The sequence below is a fragment of the Pseudomonas sp. UME65 genome, from assembly GCF_014170225.1.
GTDB lineage: Bacteria > Pseudomonadota > Gammaproteobacteria > Pseudomonadales > Pseudomonadaceae > Aquipseudomonas > Aquipseudomonas protegens.
Window position 1 is genome coordinate 1,018,216 of sequence record NZ_LZZQ01000014.1, and the last position, 18,335, is coordinate 1,036,550.

Consider the following 18,335-nt stretch of genomic DNA (forward strand, 5'->3'; position numbering starts at 1 on the left):
CAGCCCGGGGCAGGCGCAGCGCCAGCAAGGCCCCGAACAGCGCCAGCAGGGCACTGGCGGCGGTAGCCATCTCGATGCCATAGGCCTGATTGCCGCCGGCGCTCAAGGTGTTGGCCAGGGACACCAGCAGCGCCAGCCCCAGGGCGCCGCCGATCTGCTGGCTGGTGGAGGCCACGCCCGCAGCCACCCCTTGCTCGGACGCCGCGATACCCTGCCCGGCCGAGACCCACATCGAGGTCCAGGTCATGCCCTGGCCGATGCTCATGATCACGATCCCCGGCAGCAGGCCGACAAAGCCGCTACTGCCCGGCAGGGCCAGGTACATCAGGCCGATGCCCAGCGCCCCGAGCAGCAAGCCGCTGACCAGGGTCGCCCGCAAGCCTACGCGCAGCAGGGCCCGCTCCGCGACCCAGATCCCGGCCGTGCACAGCAGGGTCGAGGGCAGGAACGCCAGTCCGCTCTGCAACACACTGAACTGATAGACCTGCTGGAAATACAGGCTGAGGAAGTAGTACTGCACGCCGAAGCTGCTCATGAACAGCGCGGTAATCACCATGGCCATGCGCAGTTGTGGATAACCCAGCAGGCGCAGGGGCATCAGCGGGTCGGCGCTACGCTGTTCAAGGCGCACGAACAACCCGAGCAGGGCCAGGGACAACGCCAGGCAGCCCAGGGTCGCCGGGGCGCTCCAGCCCCACTCCGGGCCCTGGACGATGGAAAACACCAGCAGGGTGCCACCCAGGGTCACGGTCAGCGCGCCGCGCAAGTCGAACTGACGGCCGCGCTGGCGCGCAGGCTCGGCGGGTATCCAGTGCCGGGCCAGCAACGCACAGGCCCCAGCCAGGGGCACGTTGACCAGGAACACCGCTTCCCAGCCCCAGTACTGGGTCAACACCCCGCCCAGCAACGCCCCCAGGGCCAGCCCCGCCGCCGAGGCCGCGCTCCACACCGCAAAGGCGCGGTTGCGCGCCGGCCCCTCGGCGTACCAGGTGTTGATCAGGGCCAGGGTCGCGGGGAACAGCATCGCCCCGCCCACGCCCTGCACCGCCCGGGCCAGCACCAGCAGCAGCGCGCTGCCGCCCAGGCCGCCGGCCAGCGAGGCCAGGGCGTACAAGGACTGGCCGACGATGTAGAAACGCCGCTTGCCCAGGAGGTCCGCCGCCCGTCCGCCCAGCAGCAGGAAACCACCGAAGGCCACGCTGTAGGCACTGACCACCCATTGCAACTGCTGGGCGGAGAAGCCCAGGTGGCTGCCGATTTCCGGCAGGGCGACAAACACGATGGTGGCGTCCAGGGCGATGATCAATTGCGCGGTGGCCAGCAGTAACAGCATCCAGCCCGACGGCTTGGCTAACGGGGTCGCGGACATCGCGAAGATCCTTGTGTGGAAATAACCGGCGGCCAGTGTCATCGATGCTGTTTAAATGATAAACAAGCCATTATCTCTTTCAGTAATGACTTTAATCATGGATCTGAACGCCCTTCGCCTGCTGGTCCGGGTTGCCGAAACCCGCAGTTTCACCCGTGCCGCCGGTGACCTGGGGCTGACCCAGTCCGGCCTGTCCCGAGCCATTTCCCGCCTGGAACAGCAGCTCGGGGTCCGCCTGCTGCAACGCAACACCCGCAGTGTCAGCCTGACCCCGGACGGCCAGGTGCTGGTCGAGCGCGCCGCGCCCCTGCTGGCGGAACTGGCCCATGCCGAACACCTGCTGCTGGACCGGCGCGAATCCCCCAGTGGAATGTTGAAGATCAGTACCCCGTCACTGTTCGGGCGCAAGGTGGTGATGCCGGTGATCGGCGAGCTGACGGCCCAGCACCCGGGGCTGAGCATCGAAGCGGTGATGACCGACCGGGTGGTGGACATCATCGATGAAGGTTTCGACGCGGTGGTGCGCACCGGGGTGATCCAGGACCAGCGCCTCATTGCCCGGCCCCTGGCGCCCCTGCGCTGGGTCACGGTGGCGGCGCCAGGCTACCTGGAGCGCCATGGCACGCCTCGGCACCTGGCCGACCTGCAGCAGCACAACTGCCTGGCCGTGCGTAACCTGCGCAGCGGCCGGCTGGTGGACTGGCAGTTCATGGACCAGGGCAAGCCCCTGGACCTGGCCGTCCAGGGCCGGCTGATCTTCGATATCGGCGATGCCCTGGTGGACGCGGTGCTCGGCGGCTTCGGCATTGCCCAGTTGATGGAGTTCGCGGTACGCGAAGCCCTGGACACCGGCCGGCTGGTGCCGGTTCTGCAGGAGCATGCCGGGCGCAGCCGCGAGCTGTCGCTGGTGTATCCGCCCTCGCGCCAGTGCTCGCCGAAGCTCACCGCCTTTGCCGAGGCCCTGGTTCGGTTGAGCTGGTAGCCGCCTTCAACCGGGCTGGGGGCTGTCGCTCTCCAGGTCCCGGGTCACGCTCAGCAGCAGCGGCTGGGCGATCCTCAGGTAGTCCTGGGTATCGAGCACCATGGAGGCATCCAGGCGCCCGGCGTTGAAGGCGATCTCGCTGTAGCGGGAGGTCAGTTGCGGGTCGACGATCAGCCGGATGCGCGGATCGAAACTCAGCGGAGCAATGGCGCCGATCACGCAACCAGTCAGCTCCCTGGCCAGCTCCGGCGATACCAGTTGCGCCTTCTTGCCCCCCAGGGCCGCGCCGACCTTTTTCATGTCCAGCTTCTGGTCGCCGCTGAGAATCACCAGCCCATACACCTCGTCTGTGCCCTTGAGGCTGCAGAGCATGGCCTTGGCCCCCTGCCCAGGTTCGGTGCCGCGGATCTCGGCAACCCGCGCCGACTGCCCTTCGGCCGGGTGAAAAATCACCCGATAGCGCGCCTGGTGGCTGTCCAGCAGGCTCACCAGTCGTTGGAAAACTGCATGCATGTTCTGTCCTTGGAAAAGTCGCCAGGGGGTTGATTCAAGCATCCGTCGCCACGCCTGACCAGTGGCGGCTACAAGCGCACCCGCTGCGCCAGGAAGTCGATGAACACCCGCACCCGCGACGGCACGTGGCCGCCCTGGCCGACATACAGCGCATAAAAACTTTCCAGCGGCGCCTGGTTGAAGGCTTCCAGTACCGGTACCAGCCTGCCGCTGTCCAGGTCATCGGCGATGGTGAAAGCCGCCAGTTGCGCCAGCCCGGCACCGTGTAGCGCCAGATGGCGCAAGGCTTCGCCGTCGCTGGCCTGCACCCGGCCATTGGGCTGCAGCAGTTGGCTCTCGCCCGCCGCGCCCAGGCGCCAGCCCGGCACGGCCCGCGCGTAGTCGAAACCGAGCAGGTGGTGCGCGGCCAGATCCTCCGGGGTCTGCGGTACGCCACAGCGAGCCAGGTAGGCCGGGGAGCCAACGACAACGCCACGGGTTTCCCCGAGCTTGCGGGCAATCAACTGCGAATCCGCCAGCGGCCCGGTGCGGATCGCCACATCGGTCTGTTCCCCCAAGAGGTCTACCAGGGCATCGCTGTGCACCAGGTCCAGGGACACCTGCGGGTACAGCTGGAGAAACTCCGCCACCAGGGGCGCCAGTACATGCAGGCCAAAGGAGGCGCTGGTGTTGACCCGCACCCGGCCCACCGGAGCCCGGGCGCTGCTGGCCTCACCCTCCACTTCTCGCAGGTCTGCCAGCAGGCGCACGCTGTTTTCATAGAAGCCGCGGCCTTCCGCGGTCAGTTGCAACTGGCGAGTGGAGCGGTTGAGCAAGCGTACGCCCAGGCGTGCTTCAAGCCGCGCTAGCAGCTTGCTCACCGAGGAAGGCGTCACCTGCCTCAACCGCGCAGCGGCCGACAAGCCGCCACACTCCACCACCGCGACAAAGGTTTCCATCTCGGCAAACCGGTTGATCTCGCTGCCCGCCATATGAATTCAACTCACAGCTGCTGTTCCGGCCGGCAGTCTATTTCACTCAAAGACCCGACTCTATGCTGGCGATCCCTTTATTCGAGGTATCCCAGATGAGCGTTTCAACTTCCCCGGACCGTCACTTGCTGGTGATCGGCGGCTATGGCGTGGTCGGCACCGCAGTGGTCGAGCTGATGCACCGTACCCCGGGCTGGCAACTGACCACCGCCGCCCGTCGCCGCCCACCGACCAGCCTGCTGGACGGCAGCCCGGCACCGGCGCACATCAGCGCCGACCTGCTGGACGCCGCCGGCACCGCTCGCGCCTTTTCCGGACAGGGCAGCGTCACCGACCTGGTGTTCTGCGCCTACAGCGAGCGGGAAAGCATGGCCGCCACGGTGGCGCCGAACCTGGCGATGCTGGAGCACAGCCTCAAGGCCCTGCGCCAGGCCGGAGCCAGGTTGCGCCAGGTGGTGCTGATCGGTGGCGGTAAATCCTACGGTGAACACCTGGGGCCCTATAAGACGCCAGCCAAGGAAAACGACCCGCGCTTCATGGGGCCGATCTTCTACAACGATCAGGAAGACCTGTTGTGGCATGAAGCCGAACGCGAGGGTTTTGCCTGGACGGTATTGCGCCCGGACGGGGTCATGGGCCCCAGCCTCAACTCACCGATGAACATCCTCACCGGCATCGCCAGCTTCGCCGCCATCAGCCAGGCACTGAACCTGCCACTGCGTTTTCCCGGCAGCCTGCAGGCCTGGTCGGCGCTGCACCAGGCCACCGATTCCCGGGTGCTGGCCCAGGCCGTGCTCTGGGCCCTGACTTCACCGAATGCACAGCAGCAGGTCTTCAACGTGACCAATGGCGATCACTTTCGCTGGCAGCACCTGTGGCCACAGATCGCCGGGTTCTTCGGCCTTGCCAGCGCCGCGCCGCAACCGATGAACCTGGGGGTGCAGATGGCCGACAAGGCGCCGCTGTGGGCGCGCATTGTCCAGGAACAGCAACTGCGCCCCACGCCCTGGGAGCAGATCGCCGCCTGGCCCTTCGTCGATGGCTGGCTCAATACCGGCTACGACATGGTGCAAAGCACCATCAAGATCCGCCAGGCCGGCTTTACCGGTTGCATCGACAGCCACCAGAGCGTGCTCGAACAGTTGCAGCGGCTGCGTGATTACCGGCTGATTCCCTGACTCAGGGCTCGCCGACCAGGGGCAGTTGCCGACCGTCAACGGCGTCACCGATGATCAGGAAATGCCCGCCCGCAACATGGTGCAGGGTACGCAGCCGGTCGTGCCCGTCGAAGTGCCAGCGCCCTTCGCTGAACACCCGGGCATCGGCCTGGGCGGCAATCACTTCGCCAAGGAACAGGTCGTACTGCTGGTGGTTGTGGGGCTCGGGCAGCAGCCGGCATTCCAGCCAGGCCACGCAACCTTCCAGCAGCGGCGCCGCCAGTTGCTCGCCGGCAAAGGCCTGCAGACCGTAGGCGGCGAACTTGTCGCTACCGCCCTGGCTCAGCTCAAGCCCGGAGCTGTTGCCCAGGCTCTGCACGATATCCACCTGGGCCACGCAAGGCACATTGAGCACGAAGGTGCCCGAGGCCTCCAGCAGTTGTCGGGTCCAGGTGGACTTGTCGAGCACCACGGCGACTTTCGGCGGCTCGAAATCCAGGGGCATGGCCCAGGCTGCGGCCATGATGTTGCGCTGCCCGCCATGGGCTGCGCTGACCAGCACCGTTGGGCCGTGGTTGAGCAAGCGGTACGCCTTGTCCAGCGGTACCGGGCGACGAAGATCGGACATGACTGGCTCCTGAAAAAAACTGCGATTGTAGCCCCATCGCGGCCGCCGGCAGGCACGGTCATTGGCCGGATTTTCTGGATAATCCGTCCAGCCGCCGACGGCTTATCAACAGCGGTGCAGACACTAGACTCAGCCTTCACCCCAATTGTTGAAGGACCCGCGCCATGACCGATCACTCCCTGAACAACAAAGTCGTGCTGATCGCCGGTGGCGTGAAGAACCTCGGCGGCCTGATTGCCCGCGACCTGGCCAGCCACGGTGCCCGGGCGGTGGCCGTGCACTACAACAGCAACGCCAGCCGGGCCGACGCCGAGGCCACGGTGGCGGCACTCAAGGCCCTGGGTGTGGAGGCCCAGGCGTGGCAGGCCGACCTCACCCGCGCCAGTGCCGTGGAGCAGCTGTTCAACGAGGCCAAGGCGCGCTTCGGCAAGATCGACATCGCCATCAACACCGTGGGCAAGGTGCTGAAGAAACCCATCATTGAAATCAGCGAGGACGAGTACGACCAGATGTTCGCGGTCAATGCCAAGAGCGCCTTCTTCTTTATCAAGGAAGCCGGCAAGCACCTGGAGGACAACGGCAAGCTGGTGACCCTGGTGACTTCGCTGCTGGGGGCCTTCACTCCGTTCTATGCCGCCTATGGCGGCTCCAAGGCGCCGGTGGAACACTTCACCCGGGCCGCGGCCAAGGAGTTCGGTGCCCGCGGCATTTCAGTGACTGCCGTCGGCCCCGGGCCCATGGATACCCCATTCTTCTACCCGGCCGAAGGCGCCGACGCCGTGGCGTACCACAAGAGCGCCGCAGCCCTGTCGCCTTCGAGCAAGACCGGGCTCACCGATATCGAGGACGTGGTGCCCTTCATTCGCCACCTGGTCACCGAAGGCTGGTGGATCACTGGCCAGACCTTACTGATCAACGGCGGCTACACCACCAAGTAATCCTGGCGCCCAAGGGGTAAATTGGCCTGCCGAGCCGCAGCATCGATCGCCTCGGCCGATGCTGCGATCCACTGCCGTCAGGCGCCCCCGAACCAGGATCGTTCAAACGATGGATAAGCTTGAGCAATACCGCGTGTTCATCCAGGTGGCCGACATGGGTAGCTTCATCAAGGCTGCCCATGCCCTGGAACTGCCACGGGCCACCGTCTCTTCCGCCGTGCAGCAACTGGAAACCGGCCTCGGCACCCGACTGCTGCACCGCACCACCCGCCACGTGCAGTTGACCGCCGACGGCGCCATTCTGCTGGAACGGGCGCGGCGCCTGCTGGCAGACGCCGCCGAACTCAACCAGTTGTTCCACCACCGCCAGATAGACGTCAGCGGGCGCTTGAACATCGATGTGCCCAGCCGCATCGCCCGGCGCCTGATCGTCCCCGCCCTGCCCCGATGGCTGGCGCAATACCCCGGCCTGCAACTGGCCCTGGGCGCCAGCGATCGCAGCATCGACCTGGTCCAGGAAGGCATCGACTGCGCGATCCGCGTCGGCAGCCTGGCCGACAGCAGCCTGGTCGCCCGCCCCCTGGGGCAACTGGCGCTGATCAACTGCGCCAGCCCCGCCTACCTGGCCGAACAGGGCGAGCCCCACACCCCCCAGGACCTGCAGAACGGCCAGTGGATGGTCGGTTATGCCTCCCCGGACACCGGCCGCGAGCAGCCCTGGGAATACCTGCTGGAAGGTCGCGAGCACCTGCTGGGGCTGCCCAGCCGGGTGATCGTCAACAACGTCGAGAACTACATCGCCTGCTGCCGTCAGGGGCTGGGGCTGATCCAGGTGCCACGCTTCGACGTGCAGCACCTGCTGGACCGTGGCGAGCTGGTGCAGGTGCTCCGTGAACTGCCGGTGGCGCCCATGGATATCTGCGCGCTATACCCCGACCGGCGCCATCGCTCGCGCCGCCTCAACGTGTTCATCGAATGGTTCGCCGAGCTGATCAAACCGCACCTGGAGGCTTGCTGAACACCCGCGGATCGTGAGAAGAAAGCGCCTTCACGGATTGAGGCACTGGCACCATGACCCACCTGCACATCAGCGCTCCACACCTCGACGACCTGGATGACCTGCTGGCCTTCGAAGGGGAAAACCGAGCGTTCTTCGAAGCCTCGATCAACGCCCGGCCTGCCACCTACTACTCCCGCGAAGGGGTCGCCGAAGCCATAAACCAGGCGTGCGAGGATGCCGAGGCAGACCGCGGCTATCAGTTCCTGATCCGCGACAACGCAGTGCTGGTGGGGCGCGTCAACCTGCACCGGGTGCAGCGCCCCTACTTCAATTGCGCGGAACTGGGCTACCGGGTCGGCGCCCGCTTCAACGGCCGCGGCATTGCCCGCACTGCGGTGCAGCAGGTGCTGCTGCGCGCCTTCGGCGAACTGCAACTGAGCCGCATCGAAGCCAATGCGCGGCCGCAGAACACCGGTTCGGTGCGGGTGCTGGAAGCCTGCGGCTTCTCTTGCTACGGCCATTCGCGGCGCAGCTTCCTGTTGCACGGCGAGTGGTTCGACCGCTTGCACTACGAGTGCCATGGGCCTGCGCCACGCTAGCAACCCGGGCGTGCGCCCCCAAGACGCACGCCCACGCCCTCAGGCCGACAGCTGGTTGGCGAACTGGCCGACCGCGCTGACCACTTTCTGCGCACCGTCCTGAATCTCGACGATGACCGTGCCGGCCTCCGCTGCCAGGGTCAGGCCCTGTTCCGCCTGCTGCCGGCCCTCGGCCATCAGTTCCACCGCCGAGCGGGCCATGTCCTGGTTCTGGCGCACCACGCCGACGATCTCGTCGGTGGCGTTGCTGGTGCGCGAGGCCAGTTGCCGGACCTCATCGGCGACCACCGCAAAACCCCGCCCCTGTTCACCGGCCCGGGCCGCTTCGATGGCCGCATTGAGGGCCAGCAGGTTGGTCTGTTCGGCAATCCCGCTGATGGTCTTGACGATGCTCGCTATCACCAGGGACTGCTCGTTCAGGGCTTCGATGCCGTCCCCGGCCTGCTGCATGCAGGTAGCCAGGTCACGCATCACGTCCAGGGTCTCGGTGACCACCGCCGAGCCGCGCTGGGCGCTGGTGTCAGTCTGTCGGGAGATGCTGTAGGCGATGTCCGCCGCCTCGGCCACCCGTTGTTCCTGGTTCACCTGATCGGTGATCAGGATGGCGAATTTCACCACCTTGTAGAGCTGGCCACTGGCGTCCAGCACCGGGTTGTAGGACGCGTCGAGCCACACCACCCGGCCCTGACTGTCGATGCGCTTGAACCGCTGGGCGATGTATTCGCCGGCGTTCAACCGTGCCCAGAACTCCTGGTAGCCGGGCCCCTCGTATTCCTGCGGTTCACAGAACAGGCGGTGGTTCTGGCCCTGGACCTCATCCAGCCGGTAGCCCATGCAGGCGAGAAACCGCGAGTTGGCCGTCAGCACCCGGCCTTGCAGGTCGAACTCGATCACCGCAGAGGAGCGCAGCAGCGCCGCCATCAGGTTTTCATGCTCGCAGGCACTTTCCACCGAAGCGCTCTGGTCGGTGCAGATCAGGTTGTAATGATCGAGCCGCCCGGCGCCATCGCGGATCGGCTGCACGCAGACCTGCAGCCAGGCCTCGCGGCCGCCTCCGCGTTGCAGGCGCAATTGGCCGGTGTAGCTTTCGTTGCGCCCCAGGGCCGCCTTGAATTCGCGATACAACGGCACAGCCTGCGGGTGGCGCGAGATGATGCTCTCCAGGGCCACGCCAGCCAGTGGCTGGCCATCGAGTTCCAGGGCCTGGATGAAGTTCTGGTTGGCCCGGCGGATGGCCCCCTCGCCATCGAGTTCGAGATTGAGCACCTGGCTTTCCAGGCAGGCCTTGAATTGCTGCAGAGCGTTCAGCTCGTCGCTCAGGGTGGCAAGTTGCTGCTTCAAACGTTTGTTGAACATGGATACACCGACAGACTAGGAGTGGATACAACAACCCCTAGCCATCGGCGCAGTTTGGGCTTTCTCCAAGCCCCGCAGCGCTTTCCAGACACTTCCTACAAGCCTCTAGGAAATTTCTTGGTTTTTCTTGGGCGCAGCCGTCGCCCGGGGCCCTATCGGTCATGCCCGAGTGTCTCAGCGTGGGAAATGAATGGCGCCAAGGGCGCCGGGGCTGGCCGATGCTGCCCTGAAATCCACAGTGCCCCGTGACGGGAGCACTGTGCTGGGGAGCAATCAGGAGGACAGTTGGTTGGCGAACTGGCCGACCGCGCTGACCACCTTCTGCGCGCCGTCCTGGATCTCGACGATCACGGTGCCGGCTTCCGCCGCCAGGGCCAGCCCCTGCTCGGCCTGCAGCTTGCCTTCGGCCATCAGTTCCACGGCTTCGCGGGCCATGTCCTGGTTCTGGCGCACCACGCCGACGATTTCCTCGGTGGCCTTGCTGGTGCGCGAGGCCAGTTGCCGGACTTCATCGGCCACCACCGCGAAACCACGTCCCTGCTCACCGGCCCGGGCCGCCTCGATGGCCGCGTTGAGTGCCAGCAGGTTGGTCTGTTCGGCAATCCCGCTGATGGTCTTGACGATGCTGCCGATCACCAGGGATTGCTCGTTGAGGGCACCAATGCCTTCGCCGGCCTCCTGCATGTGCTTGGCCAGATCGCGCATCACGTTCACCGCCTCGGTAACCACCGTGGTGCCGCGCTGGGCGCTGTTGTCGGTCTGCAGCGAGGTGTTGTAGGCAATGCTCGCCGCCTCGGCCACGGCCAGTTCCTGGTTTACCTGGTCGGTGATCACGGTGGCGAACTTCACCACTTTGTAGAGTTTGTTGTTGGCGTCCATGACCGGGTTGTAGGAAGCCTCCAGCCAGACCACCCGGCCATGAGCGTCGATGCGCTTGAAGCGCTCGGCGATGAACTCCCCGGCGTTCAGGCGTTTCCAGAAGGCCTGGTAGGCCTGGCTGTTGTACTCCTCCGGCTCGCAGAAGATGCGGTGATGCTTGCCCTGAATCTGCGCCAGGCTGTAGCCCATGCTGGAAAGGAAGCGGTCATTGGCCGTCAGCACGTTGCCGTTGAGGTCGAACTCGATCAGCGCGGTGGAACGCATCAGGGCGCCAATCAGGTTCTCGTGCTCCCGAGAGGCCTCGATGGTGCGGGTCAGGTCACTGGAGAAGATCGCGAAATACTTGATCCGCCCCTCGGAGTCGCGAACCGGCTGGGAGATGGAACGCAGCCAGGCTTCCTGGCCATTGCCGCGCAGCAGCCGCACCGCCCCGGCAAAGTGTTCGCCCCGGGTCAGGGTCGCCTTGAACCGCAGGTGAAACTCATCATGCTTGACGTGTTCCGGGACGATGTCCTCCAGGGCCCGGCCCACCAGATCGCCAGTCTTGTAGAGCATTTCCTGGGCGAAATTGTGATTGACCGACTGAATCCGTCCATCGGCGCTCAGGTTGATGACGAGCATCTCGCTTTCAAGGCTCTCCTTCACTTGCTGAAGGCTCGAAAGTTCTTCGCGTAGAGTCGACAACTCCTGCTTCAAGCGTTTATTGAACATGAGGATGTACCGGGGGGGGCTGAAAAAGTGGACTGCTTTGGGCCTAACATCGGCCCTGAAAGATTTTTCTTAATAGCCATTAAGGCTTGTCTGACAAAAATAATTCCGCAGCCAGCAAGGCCGCGGAATTCGGGCCCGCAGCCGGGGATTTCGCGCAACCAAGGAGCGCGTATAGTCGGCGACGGGAAATTCCAGGGCGATCGACGGAGTTGGACTATGGATGCATCACGCAAGGCACTTTTCCAGCAGGCCGCAGCACAGGTCGGACACAGTTTCGAAGGCAAGATGCGCATTGGCGGCAATTACGTGCCGGCGGTGCGCAATGGCGATGAGGTGTATGTCAGCGGGCAGATCCCGCGTATCGACAATACCGTGATGGTGGTTGGCCGGGTCGGTGCCGAAACCTCCCTGGAGCAGGCCCGGCACGGGGCGCAGATCTGCACCCTGCGGGCCCTGGCGATCCTCGAGCAGATGCTCGGCGACCTGCAGCGGATCAAGCGCATCCTGCGGATCAACGTCTATGTACAGAGCGCGGCGGACTTCACCCAGCAGAGCGAAGTGGCGGACGGCGCCTCCGCAGTCCTGTATTCGATCTTTGCCGACGCCGGCGTACACACCCGGACCTCGGTGGGGGTCTATCAATTGCCCAAGAATGCCTCGGTGGAAGTGGACATGATCGTCGCCCTGCACCCCGGCTCCGGCAACGACTGAGTGCAGCCACGCTGGCCGGGCCCACCCCTGCGGGCCCGGCACAGCAGCGCCGGCGGCCCATCAACTGCCGTTGTTGCGGCACTGGCCCATGACCTGGTACTCGATGGTCTTGAGCTGGCCGGCGGAATCCTCATACGTCATGCGCGAAGGCACCACCTCGCAGGACTTGATCGGCGGGGTCACGTTGACCACCTTGGCGACATCCAGCTTCATGCCGTAGCGGTACGCCTGCACCACCGGCGCCGGCTTGCCCTGGTTCGCCGCATAGCGCTCCATGGCCTTCTGGTTTTCCACCATGGCCCGGGCGAACGTACGGTCGCCTCCCCCTTCGGCCTGCGCCAGGGAAGCCAGGCTCAACAGCAGCGCGGCGAGACTCAGGTTGATTGCTTTCATCACAGTTTCCTCGTCCAGTTGACGCCAGCGAGGATAAGCAACCGACCCTGTCAGGATGATCGCGGGCAGATTACTTATCTGTAATGGGCGCTGCCGACAGCCCGCCCTACCCGGGATAACCCCCGGCCCGTCGGGGTTTTGGCCCGGGCCCTGGACGGCTTTCTTGCACAATTGTAATGACCGGGTCACCCCGCCGTTATCTGCCGTTTGCAACTATCGACAGCGACTGGGCAGGCGTTGCGACGCCTGCCGGTCGAGCCCAATAAGAACGCCTCTGGCGATATAAAAGTTGATAGCTGCCAACACTCAGGAGCGACCCCCATGCGTATCAATCCCCCCTTGTCCCTGTCCGTGCTCGCTGCGGTACTGGGGCTCAGCCCTATGGCGGCAGTGGCCGCCGAGGAACGGCCCGAAGGCTTTGTCGAAGGCAGCCGCCTCGACCTGCTGCTGCGCAACTTCTACTTCAACCGCGACGACCGCAAGGGCCAGTCCAGCCCCACCGGCAACGGCTATTCCGAAGCCTGGGCCCAGGGCCTGATCGGCCAGTTCGAATCCGGCTTCACCCAGGGCACGGTGGGCTTTGGCCTCGATGCCTTTGCCATGTACGGCCTCAAGCTCGACTCTGGCACCGGCCGCAGCGGCGGCGGTGGCTCCTTCGGCATGCTGCCGCTGAACCACGACAACCGGCCCGCCGACAGCTACGGCAAGGCTGGGGGTGCGGTGAAAATGCGAGCCCTGGATACCGTGGTGAAAGTCGGCGATGTGTTTCCCAAGACCCCCGTGGTGCACTACGGCGACTCCCGCCTGCTGCCGGAAAGCTTTCGCGGGGTGACCCTGGAGAACACCAGCATCGACGGCCTCAACTTGCAGGGCGGCCGCCTGCATGCCATGAGCCAGCCCGACAGCAGTGGCATGCGCGATGGCTTCGCCACCTTCTACGCCGGCAAGGTGGACTCGCCCTGGGTCGGCTACTTCGGCGGCGACTACCGGCTCAACTCCAATCTCAACTTCAGCCTCTACAGCAGCCGCCTGAAGGACGCCTGGGACCAGTACTACTTCGGCGTCGCGGGCAACTACCCGCTGTCCGACCAACTGAGCCTGTTCAGCGGCTTCAACTATTACAAGGCCGTCGATGAGGGCAAGAAACTCCTGGGCGAGTTCGACAACAACATCTGGAGCGCCAAGGTCGGCGCCACCTACGGCGCCCACACCCTGGCCCTGTCGCATCAGCGCAACAACGGCAACGACGACTTCGACTACCTGCGCCAGTCGGACTCGATCTTCCTCGACAACTCGATCCAGTACAGCGACTTCAACTCGCCCAAGGAACGCTCGTGGATGGTCCGCTACGACCTCGACATGCAGCCCCTGGGCATTCCCGGCCTGTCGTTCATGACCCGCTACGCCCGCGGCAGCGGCGCCGACTACAGCCACGCCAACTCGGTGTACATGCGCCGCGATGCGGCAGGTGACCCACTGACCGACCAGCGCCGCTGGGAGCGGGATATCGAAGCCAAGTACGTGTTCCAGGGCGGCAGCCTCAAGGATCTGTCCCTGCGCATCCGCCAGGCGACCATCCGTTCCAGCCAGTTCGAATCCGACCTGGAAGAGTTTCGCCTGATCGTCGAGTACCCCCTGGCCCTGCTCTAGAGAGCGGCTCCGGGCAGGCGCCAGGCCTGCCCGGTGTTAAAACTTCTTCACAGACTCATGCCTTTCAGAACTGTAATATCGGCCTCACCTTCTCGTTAGGTTGGCCTTCATATACTCCCGGACACACTGGCAGCCACCGTGTTTTTCACGGCCGCCCAACGTGTCAGGAGAAGCTCATGCGCCCAACCCAACTGTTATTGATCGGCCTACTGGCCACAACCAGCTCCGCCACCTGGGCCGCTGATGGCAGCGAACGCCCACAGCAGGTCCGCGAAGCTTTCCTGGCCAGCCAGGAACAGATCCACGGCGACGCCAACCAGGAAACAGCCGCCACCGGCAGCACCGGCAAAGCCCCTCGCGATGCTTCTGCGCCTACCACGGCCGAAGAAGACATCTGACAGCGATTGCCTACCGAGCACATTCATCTCTTGAAGCGTTTTTTCTGATGCTCCTTTGGAAAGAGATGAATTTTTAGCGCCCCCTTGGGGCGCTTTTTTTTGCCCGAAAATTGCCGCAGGACTGACACCTGTAGCCGCTGCCGCAGGCTGCGAACGACCGCGAAGCGGGCGCTGCTTCTGAGGATCGCTGAAGGTCCTGCGGACCTTTTCGCAGCCTCGCAGGCTCGGCAGCGGCTACAGGGACATATGTGCTAATGGGATACATCTGTTAACAGGCAAGGCCGGAGCTAGGTTGAAATGGATCAATCACGCGAAGGGAGAGCAAGGCCATGCAGGTCCTATCCAATGGTTACCGCCTGTTCAAGGGGCGGCGCTCGGAGATCGGCAGGATCTACAGCGTGACCGCCGTGACCGAACAACGGTGCCGGGTGTTCAGCGACTTTCGCCTGGGGCGGCTGGTGGTCGACCAACTGAGGGAACAGCACGAAGCGGGCCTCACCCACTCACTGGCCTGGGTGGTAATGCCTGATCACATTCACTGGCTGTTCCAGCTGCAGAAATGCTCGTTGGAAGAGGCCCTGTGCCGGCTCAAATCCCGTAGCGGGCGCACCATCAACCAATGCCTTAACCGACGCGGTCGGCTGTGGCAAAAGGGTTATCACGAACGCGCCATACGCCGAGAGGAAGACCTCAAGGTGATAGCGCGTTACATCATCTACAACCCGGTTCGCGCAGGGTTGGTCGAGCGCGTAGGTGACTACCCCCTGTGGGACGCCACCTGGCTTTAACCACAACGATCCATGTAGCCGCTGCCGAGCCTGCGAGGCTGCGAAAAGGTCCGCAGGACCTTCAGCGCCCCCAAGAGCGACGCCTCCTGCGCTGCCGTTCGCAGCCTGCGGCAGCGGCTACAAGAAGCGGCGCGCGATCAGTCTTCTTCCCTGCGATGCGCCCATTGGTACAGGGCAGGCAGCACCAGCAAGGTGAGGATGGTGGAGGACAGGATGCCGCCAATCACTACCGTGGCCAGGGGCCGTTGCACCTCGGCGCCGGTGCCGGTGGCCAGGGCCATGGGGATGAAGCCCAGGGAGGCCACCAGGGCGGTCATCAGTACCGGGCGCAGTCGGGTCAGGGCGCCTTCATGAATCGCCAGGGACAACGAGCGCCCTTCCTCTCGCAGGTTACGGATAAAGGCAATCATCACCAGGCCGTTGAGCACGGCGACCCCGGACAAGGCAATGAAGCCCACCCCCGCCGAGATCGACAGCGGTATGTCCCGCAGCCACAGGGCCATGATCCCGCCGGTCAGGGCGAAGGGAATCCCGGTGAACACCAGCAGGCCATCCTTAAGGTTGTTGAACATCATGAACAGCAGCCCGAACACCAGCAGCAAGGCCACCGGCACCACCACCTGCAGGCGCTGGGAGGCTTCCTGCAATTGTTCGAACTGACCGCCCCACGTCGTCCAGTAGCCGGCCGGGACTTTGACCTTCTCGGCAATCAGGCCTGTGGCCTCTTCGACGAAGGAGCCGATATCCCGCCCGCGCACGTTGGCGCTGACGATCACCAGGCGCTTGCCGTTTTCCCGGCTGACCTGATTGGGGCCCAGCACCAGATCGAGGCTGGCCACTTCCGACAGGGCGATGAAGCCGATCTGCCCGTTGGCCGTGCCCGCCGTCGCCGGTATGGGAATCAGCAGCCGGGACAGGCCGTCGATATCGGTGCGCAGTTGATCGGACAGGCGCACCACCATGTCGAAGCGCCGGTCGCCTTCGTACAGGGTGCCGGCCTGGCGCCCGCCCACCGCAACGGCGATGGTGTCTTGCACATCCCCCACGTTGAGGCCGAAACGTGCGGCCTTGTCGCGGTCGATATTGATGGTCAGCACCGGCAGCCCCGAGGTCTGCTCGACCTTGACTTCCGAGGCGCCAGGCAAGCTCTGCAAGGCCGTGGCAATTTGCGTAGCGGTCTTGTTCAGCACCGCCATGTCATCGCCAAACACCTTCACCGCAACATCGCTGCGCACCCCGGAAATCAGCTCGTTGAAGCGCAGCTGGATCGGCTGCGACAGCTCGTAGGCGCTGCCCGGCACCAGGGCACTGGCACGCTGGATATCAGCGATCAGCGCCTCCCGCGACTTGTTCGGGTCCGGCCACTGGGCCTTGGGCTTGAGCATCAGGTAGCTGTCGGAAATATTCGGCGGCATCGGGTCCGAGGCGATCTCCGCGGTGCCGGTGCGGGCGAACACCCGCTCGATCTCCGGCACTTGCGCCAGCAGGGTTTTCTCCAGGCGCTGCTGCATGTCCACCGACTGAGTGAGGCTGGTGCCGGGCACCCGCAGGGCCTGCTGGGCAAAGTCGCCTTCGCTGAGGCTGGGGATGAATTCACTGCCCATGCGGCTGGCCAGCAGCGCACTGCCAGCGAGGATCAAGCCGGCCAGGGCGAAGGTCAGGCCACGCCGGGCCATCACCCAGTCCAGCACCGGGGCGTAGCCGCGCTTGGCGCTGCGCATCAGCAGGTTTTCCTCTTCCTTGACCTTGCCGGTGACGAACAGCGCGATGGCTGCCGGAACGAAGGTCACCGAGAGAATCATCGCCCCCAGCAACGCCATGACCACAGTGAAGGCCATGGGGTGGAACATTTTCCCGGCCACCCCGGTAAGGGCAAAGATCGGCAGGTACACCACCATGATGATCAACTGGCCGAAGATCAGCGCGCGCCGGGCTTCCTTGGCCGCGGCAAAGACTTCATGCAGCCGTTCGGAGCGGGTCAGCATGCGCCCGTGGTGCTGCTGGGCATGGGCCAGGCGGCGGATGGCGTTCTCGACGATGACCACCGCGCCGTCGACGATAATGCCGAAGTCCAGGGCACCGAGGCTCATCAGGTTGGCGCTGACCTTGTTGCTGAACATGCCGGTGAAGGTGAACAGCATGGACAGCGGGATCACCAGGGCGGTGATCAGCGCCGCGCGGATATTGCCCAGGAACAGGAACAGAATCACGATCACCAGCAGCGCGCCCTCGAAGAGGTTCTTCTTCACCGTGGCGATGGCCTTTTCCACCAGGTTGGTGCGGTCGTACACCGTGACCGCCACCACGCCTTCGGGCAGCGAGCGGTTGATCTCCTCAAGTTTCTTCGCCACCGCCTGGGACACGGTACGGCTGTTCTCGCCGATCAGCATGAACACGGTGCCCAGCACCACTTCCCGACCATTCTCGGTGGCCGCGCCGGTGCGCAACTCGCGGCCGATCTGCACGTCGGCCACGTTGCGCACGCGGATCGGCGTGCCGTCGCTGCTGCTGATGACGATGTTGGCGATGTCCTCGATGGACGCCAGTTGCCCCGGCGCGCGGATCAGCAACTGCTCGCCGCTGCGCTCGATGTAGCCGGCGCCGACGTTGGCGTTGTTGCGCTCCAGGGCCGTCACCAGGTCGCTCAGGGTCAGCTTGTAGGCCGCCAGGCGCTTGGGGTCCGGGGCAATCTGGTACTCCTTGGCAAAGCCGCCGATGGTGTTGATCTCGGCCACGCCCTGCACGTTGCGCAGTTGCGGCTTGATGATCCAGTCCTGGATCACCCGCAGGTCGGTGGGGGTGTAGGGCGTGCCGTCCTCCTTGCGGGCGCCCTCCTCGGCCTCCACGGTCCACAGGAAGATCTCCCCGAGCCCGGTGGAAATCGGCCCCATCACCGCCTCCACACCGTCGGGCAATTGCTCGCGAGCCACTTGCAGGCGCTCGTTGACCAGTTGGCGGGCGAAGAACAGGTCGGTGCCGTCCTTGAAGATCACGGTTACCTGGGACAACCCCGAGCGCGACAGCGACCGGCTCTGCTGCAACCCCGGCAGGCCGGCCATGGCCGTCTCGATGGGAAAGGTGATGCGCTGTTCGGTTTCCAGGGGTGAGAACCCCGGCGCCGCGGAGTTGATCTGCACCTGGACGTTGGTGATGTCCGGCACCGCGTCGATCGGCAGCTTCTGGTAGCTGGCGATGCCGACGCCGGCCATCAGCAGCACCGCCAGCAGGACGATGATGCGCTGCTCGATGGCGAATTGAATGATGCGTTCAAACATGGGAAGTCACTCTCTGA

General features: G+C 64.7%; 16 protein-coding genes and 3 pseudogenes. 9 read left to right on the forward strand and 10 right to left on the reverse strand.

The features are described 5' to 3' along the window. Position 1 precedes the first annotated feature (1 nt). A pseudogene (locus A9971_RS24920) lies at positions 2-1,369 on the reverse strand (MFS transporter); the annotation flags it as partial. A gap of 97 nt (positions 1,370-1,466) precedes the next feature. Between A9971_RS24920 and A9971_RS24925 the strand changes: the two are divergent. Then, entirely contained in the window at positions 1,467-2,351 is an 885-nt protein-coding gene (locus A9971_RS24925) for a LysR family transcriptional regulator (RefSeq protein WP_019093555.1), read from the forward strand. A gap of 6 nt (positions 2,352-2,357) precedes the next feature. Here A9971_RS24925 and A9971_RS24930 read toward each other — a convergent pair whose 3' ends face one another. Together A9971_RS24930 and A9971_RS24935 are read right to left on the reverse strand one after the other, a co-directional pair. Beyond that, a complete protein-coding gene (locus A9971_RS24930; protein ID WP_183000082.1) occupies positions 2,358-2,864 on the reverse strand; it encodes a YbaK/prolyl-tRNA synthetase associated domain-containing protein in 507 nt (168 codons plus the stop codon). A gap of 68 nt (positions 2,865-2,932) precedes the next feature. Then, the gene (locus tag A9971_RS24935) at positions 2,933-3,835 is read right to left on the reverse strand and encodes a LysR family transcriptional regulator (RefSeq protein ID WP_015637017.1); all 903 of its coding nucleotides are present in this window, start codon (positions 3,833-3,835) and stop codon (positions 2,933-2,935) included. Between the two features lie 95 nt (positions 3,836-3,930). On the opposite strand from A9971_RS24935, the gene A9971_RS24940 reads away from it, so the two are divergent. Beyond that, a complete protein-coding gene (locus tag A9971_RS24940; RefSeq protein ID WP_183000083.1) occupies positions 3,931-5,013 on the forward strand; it encodes an SDR family oxidoreductase in 1,083 nt (360 codons plus the stop codon). 1 nt (position 5,014) lies between these two features. Here A9971_RS24940 and A9971_RS24945 read toward each other — a convergent pair whose 3' ends face one another. Next, positions 5,015-5,620 carry a flavin reductase family protein gene (locus tag A9971_RS24945; RefSeq protein ID WP_041119882.1) on the reverse strand — a complete coding sequence of 202 codons (606 nt, stop codon included), beginning with the start codon at positions 5,618-5,620 and terminating at the stop codon, positions 5,015-5,017. Positions 5,621-5,784: 164 nt separating this feature from the next. On the opposite strand from A9971_RS24945, the gene A9971_RS24950 reads away from it, so the two are divergent. The 3 genes from A9971_RS24950 (at position 5,785) to A9971_RS24960 (ending at position 8,157) form a co-directional block, all read left to right on the forward strand. Further along, a complete protein-coding gene (locus A9971_RS24950; protein WP_015637019.1) occupies positions 5,785-6,558 on the forward strand; it encodes an SDR family oxidoreductase in 774 nt (257 codons plus the stop codon). A gap of 109 nt (positions 6,559-6,667) precedes the next feature. Continuing rightward, positions 6,668-7,576, forward strand: coding sequence for a LysR family transcriptional regulator (locus A9971_RS24955; protein WP_019093558.1), 909 nt, complete (start codon positions 6,668-6,670; stop codon positions 7,574-7,576). 53 nt (positions 7,577-7,629) lie between these two features. Then, positions 7,630-8,157 carry a GNAT family N-acetyltransferase gene (locus tag A9971_RS24960; protein WP_015637021.1) on the forward strand — a complete coding sequence of 176 codons (528 nt, stop codon included), beginning with the start codon at positions 7,630-7,632 and terminating at the stop codon, positions 8,155-8,157. Between the two features lie 39 nt (positions 8,158-8,196). Here the strand turns inward: A9971_RS24960 and A9971_RS33325 are convergent, their stop codons facing one another. From A9971_RS33325 to A9971_RS33340, 4 genes and pseudogenes are all read right to left on the reverse strand, one after another. Then, positions 8,197-8,742 carry a methyl-accepting chemotaxis protein gene (locus A9971_RS33325; RefSeq protein ID WP_370059450.1) on the reverse strand — a complete coding sequence of 182 codons (546 nt, stop codon included), beginning with the start codon at positions 8,740-8,742 and terminating at the stop codon, positions 8,197-8,199. Further along, positions 8,737-9,513: pseudogene (locus A9971_RS33330) on the reverse strand (PAS domain-containing protein); the annotation flags it as partial. The pseudogene A9971_RS33330 and the gene A9971_RS33325, both read right to left, overlap by 6 nt. Positions 9,514-9,786: 273 nt before the next feature. Further along, entirely contained in the window at positions 9,787-10,347 is a 561-nt protein-coding gene (locus A9971_RS33335) for a methyl-accepting chemotaxis protein (RefSeq protein WP_256656579.1), read from the reverse strand. After that, positions 10,333-11,103 (reverse strand): annotated as a pseudogene (locus A9971_RS33340) (PAS domain-containing protein); the annotation flags it as partial. The pseudogene A9971_RS33340 and the gene A9971_RS33335, both read right to left, overlap by 15 nt. Positions 11,104-11,319: 216 nt before the next feature. Between A9971_RS33340 and A9971_RS24975 the strand changes: the two are divergent. Beyond that, complete coding sequence (locus A9971_RS24975) at positions 11,320-11,814, forward strand: RidA family protein (RefSeq protein WP_183000084.1); 495 nt, start codon at positions 11,320-11,322, stop codon at positions 11,812-11,814. A 60-nt stretch (positions 11,815-11,874) separates the two neighbouring features. Here A9971_RS24975 and A9971_RS24980 read toward each other — a convergent pair whose 3' ends face one another. Next, entirely contained in the window at positions 11,875-12,207 is a 333-nt protein-coding gene (locus A9971_RS24980; protein WP_015637022.1) for a DUF2790 domain-containing protein, read from the reverse strand. Between the two features lie 321 nt (positions 12,208-12,528). Here A9971_RS24980 and A9971_RS24985 point away from each other — a divergent pair, with 321 nt between their 5' ends. The 3 genes from A9971_RS24985 to A9971_RS24995 all read left to right on the forward strand — a co-directional run bounded on the left by A9971_RS24985 (position 12,529) and on the right by A9971_RS24995 (position 15,043). Then, positions 12,529-13,857 (forward strand): OprD family porin, encoded by a 1,329-nt coding sequence (locus tag A9971_RS24985; protein WP_011063458.1) that lies wholly within the window; start codon positions 12,529-12,531, stop codon positions 13,855-13,857. Positions 13,858-14,033: 176 nt separating this feature from the next. After that, positions 14,034-14,255 (forward strand): hypothetical protein, encoded by a 222-nt coding sequence (locus A9971_RS24990; protein ID WP_011063459.1) that lies wholly within the window; start codon positions 14,034-14,036, stop codon positions 14,253-14,255. 329 nt (positions 14,256-14,584) lie between these two features. Further along, entirely contained in the window at positions 14,585-15,043 is a 459-nt protein-coding gene (locus tag A9971_RS24995; RefSeq protein WP_183000085.1) for an REP-associated tyrosine transposase, read from the forward strand. Positions 15,044-15,180: 137 nt separating this feature from the next. On the opposite strand, the gene A9971_RS25000 is transcribed toward A9971_RS24995, so the two are convergent. Then, entirely contained in the window at positions 15,181-18,318 is a 3,138-nt protein-coding gene (locus A9971_RS25000) for a CusA/CzcA family heavy metal efflux RND transporter (protein WP_011063460.1), read from the reverse strand. Positions 18,319-18,335 lie beyond the last annotated feature (17 nt).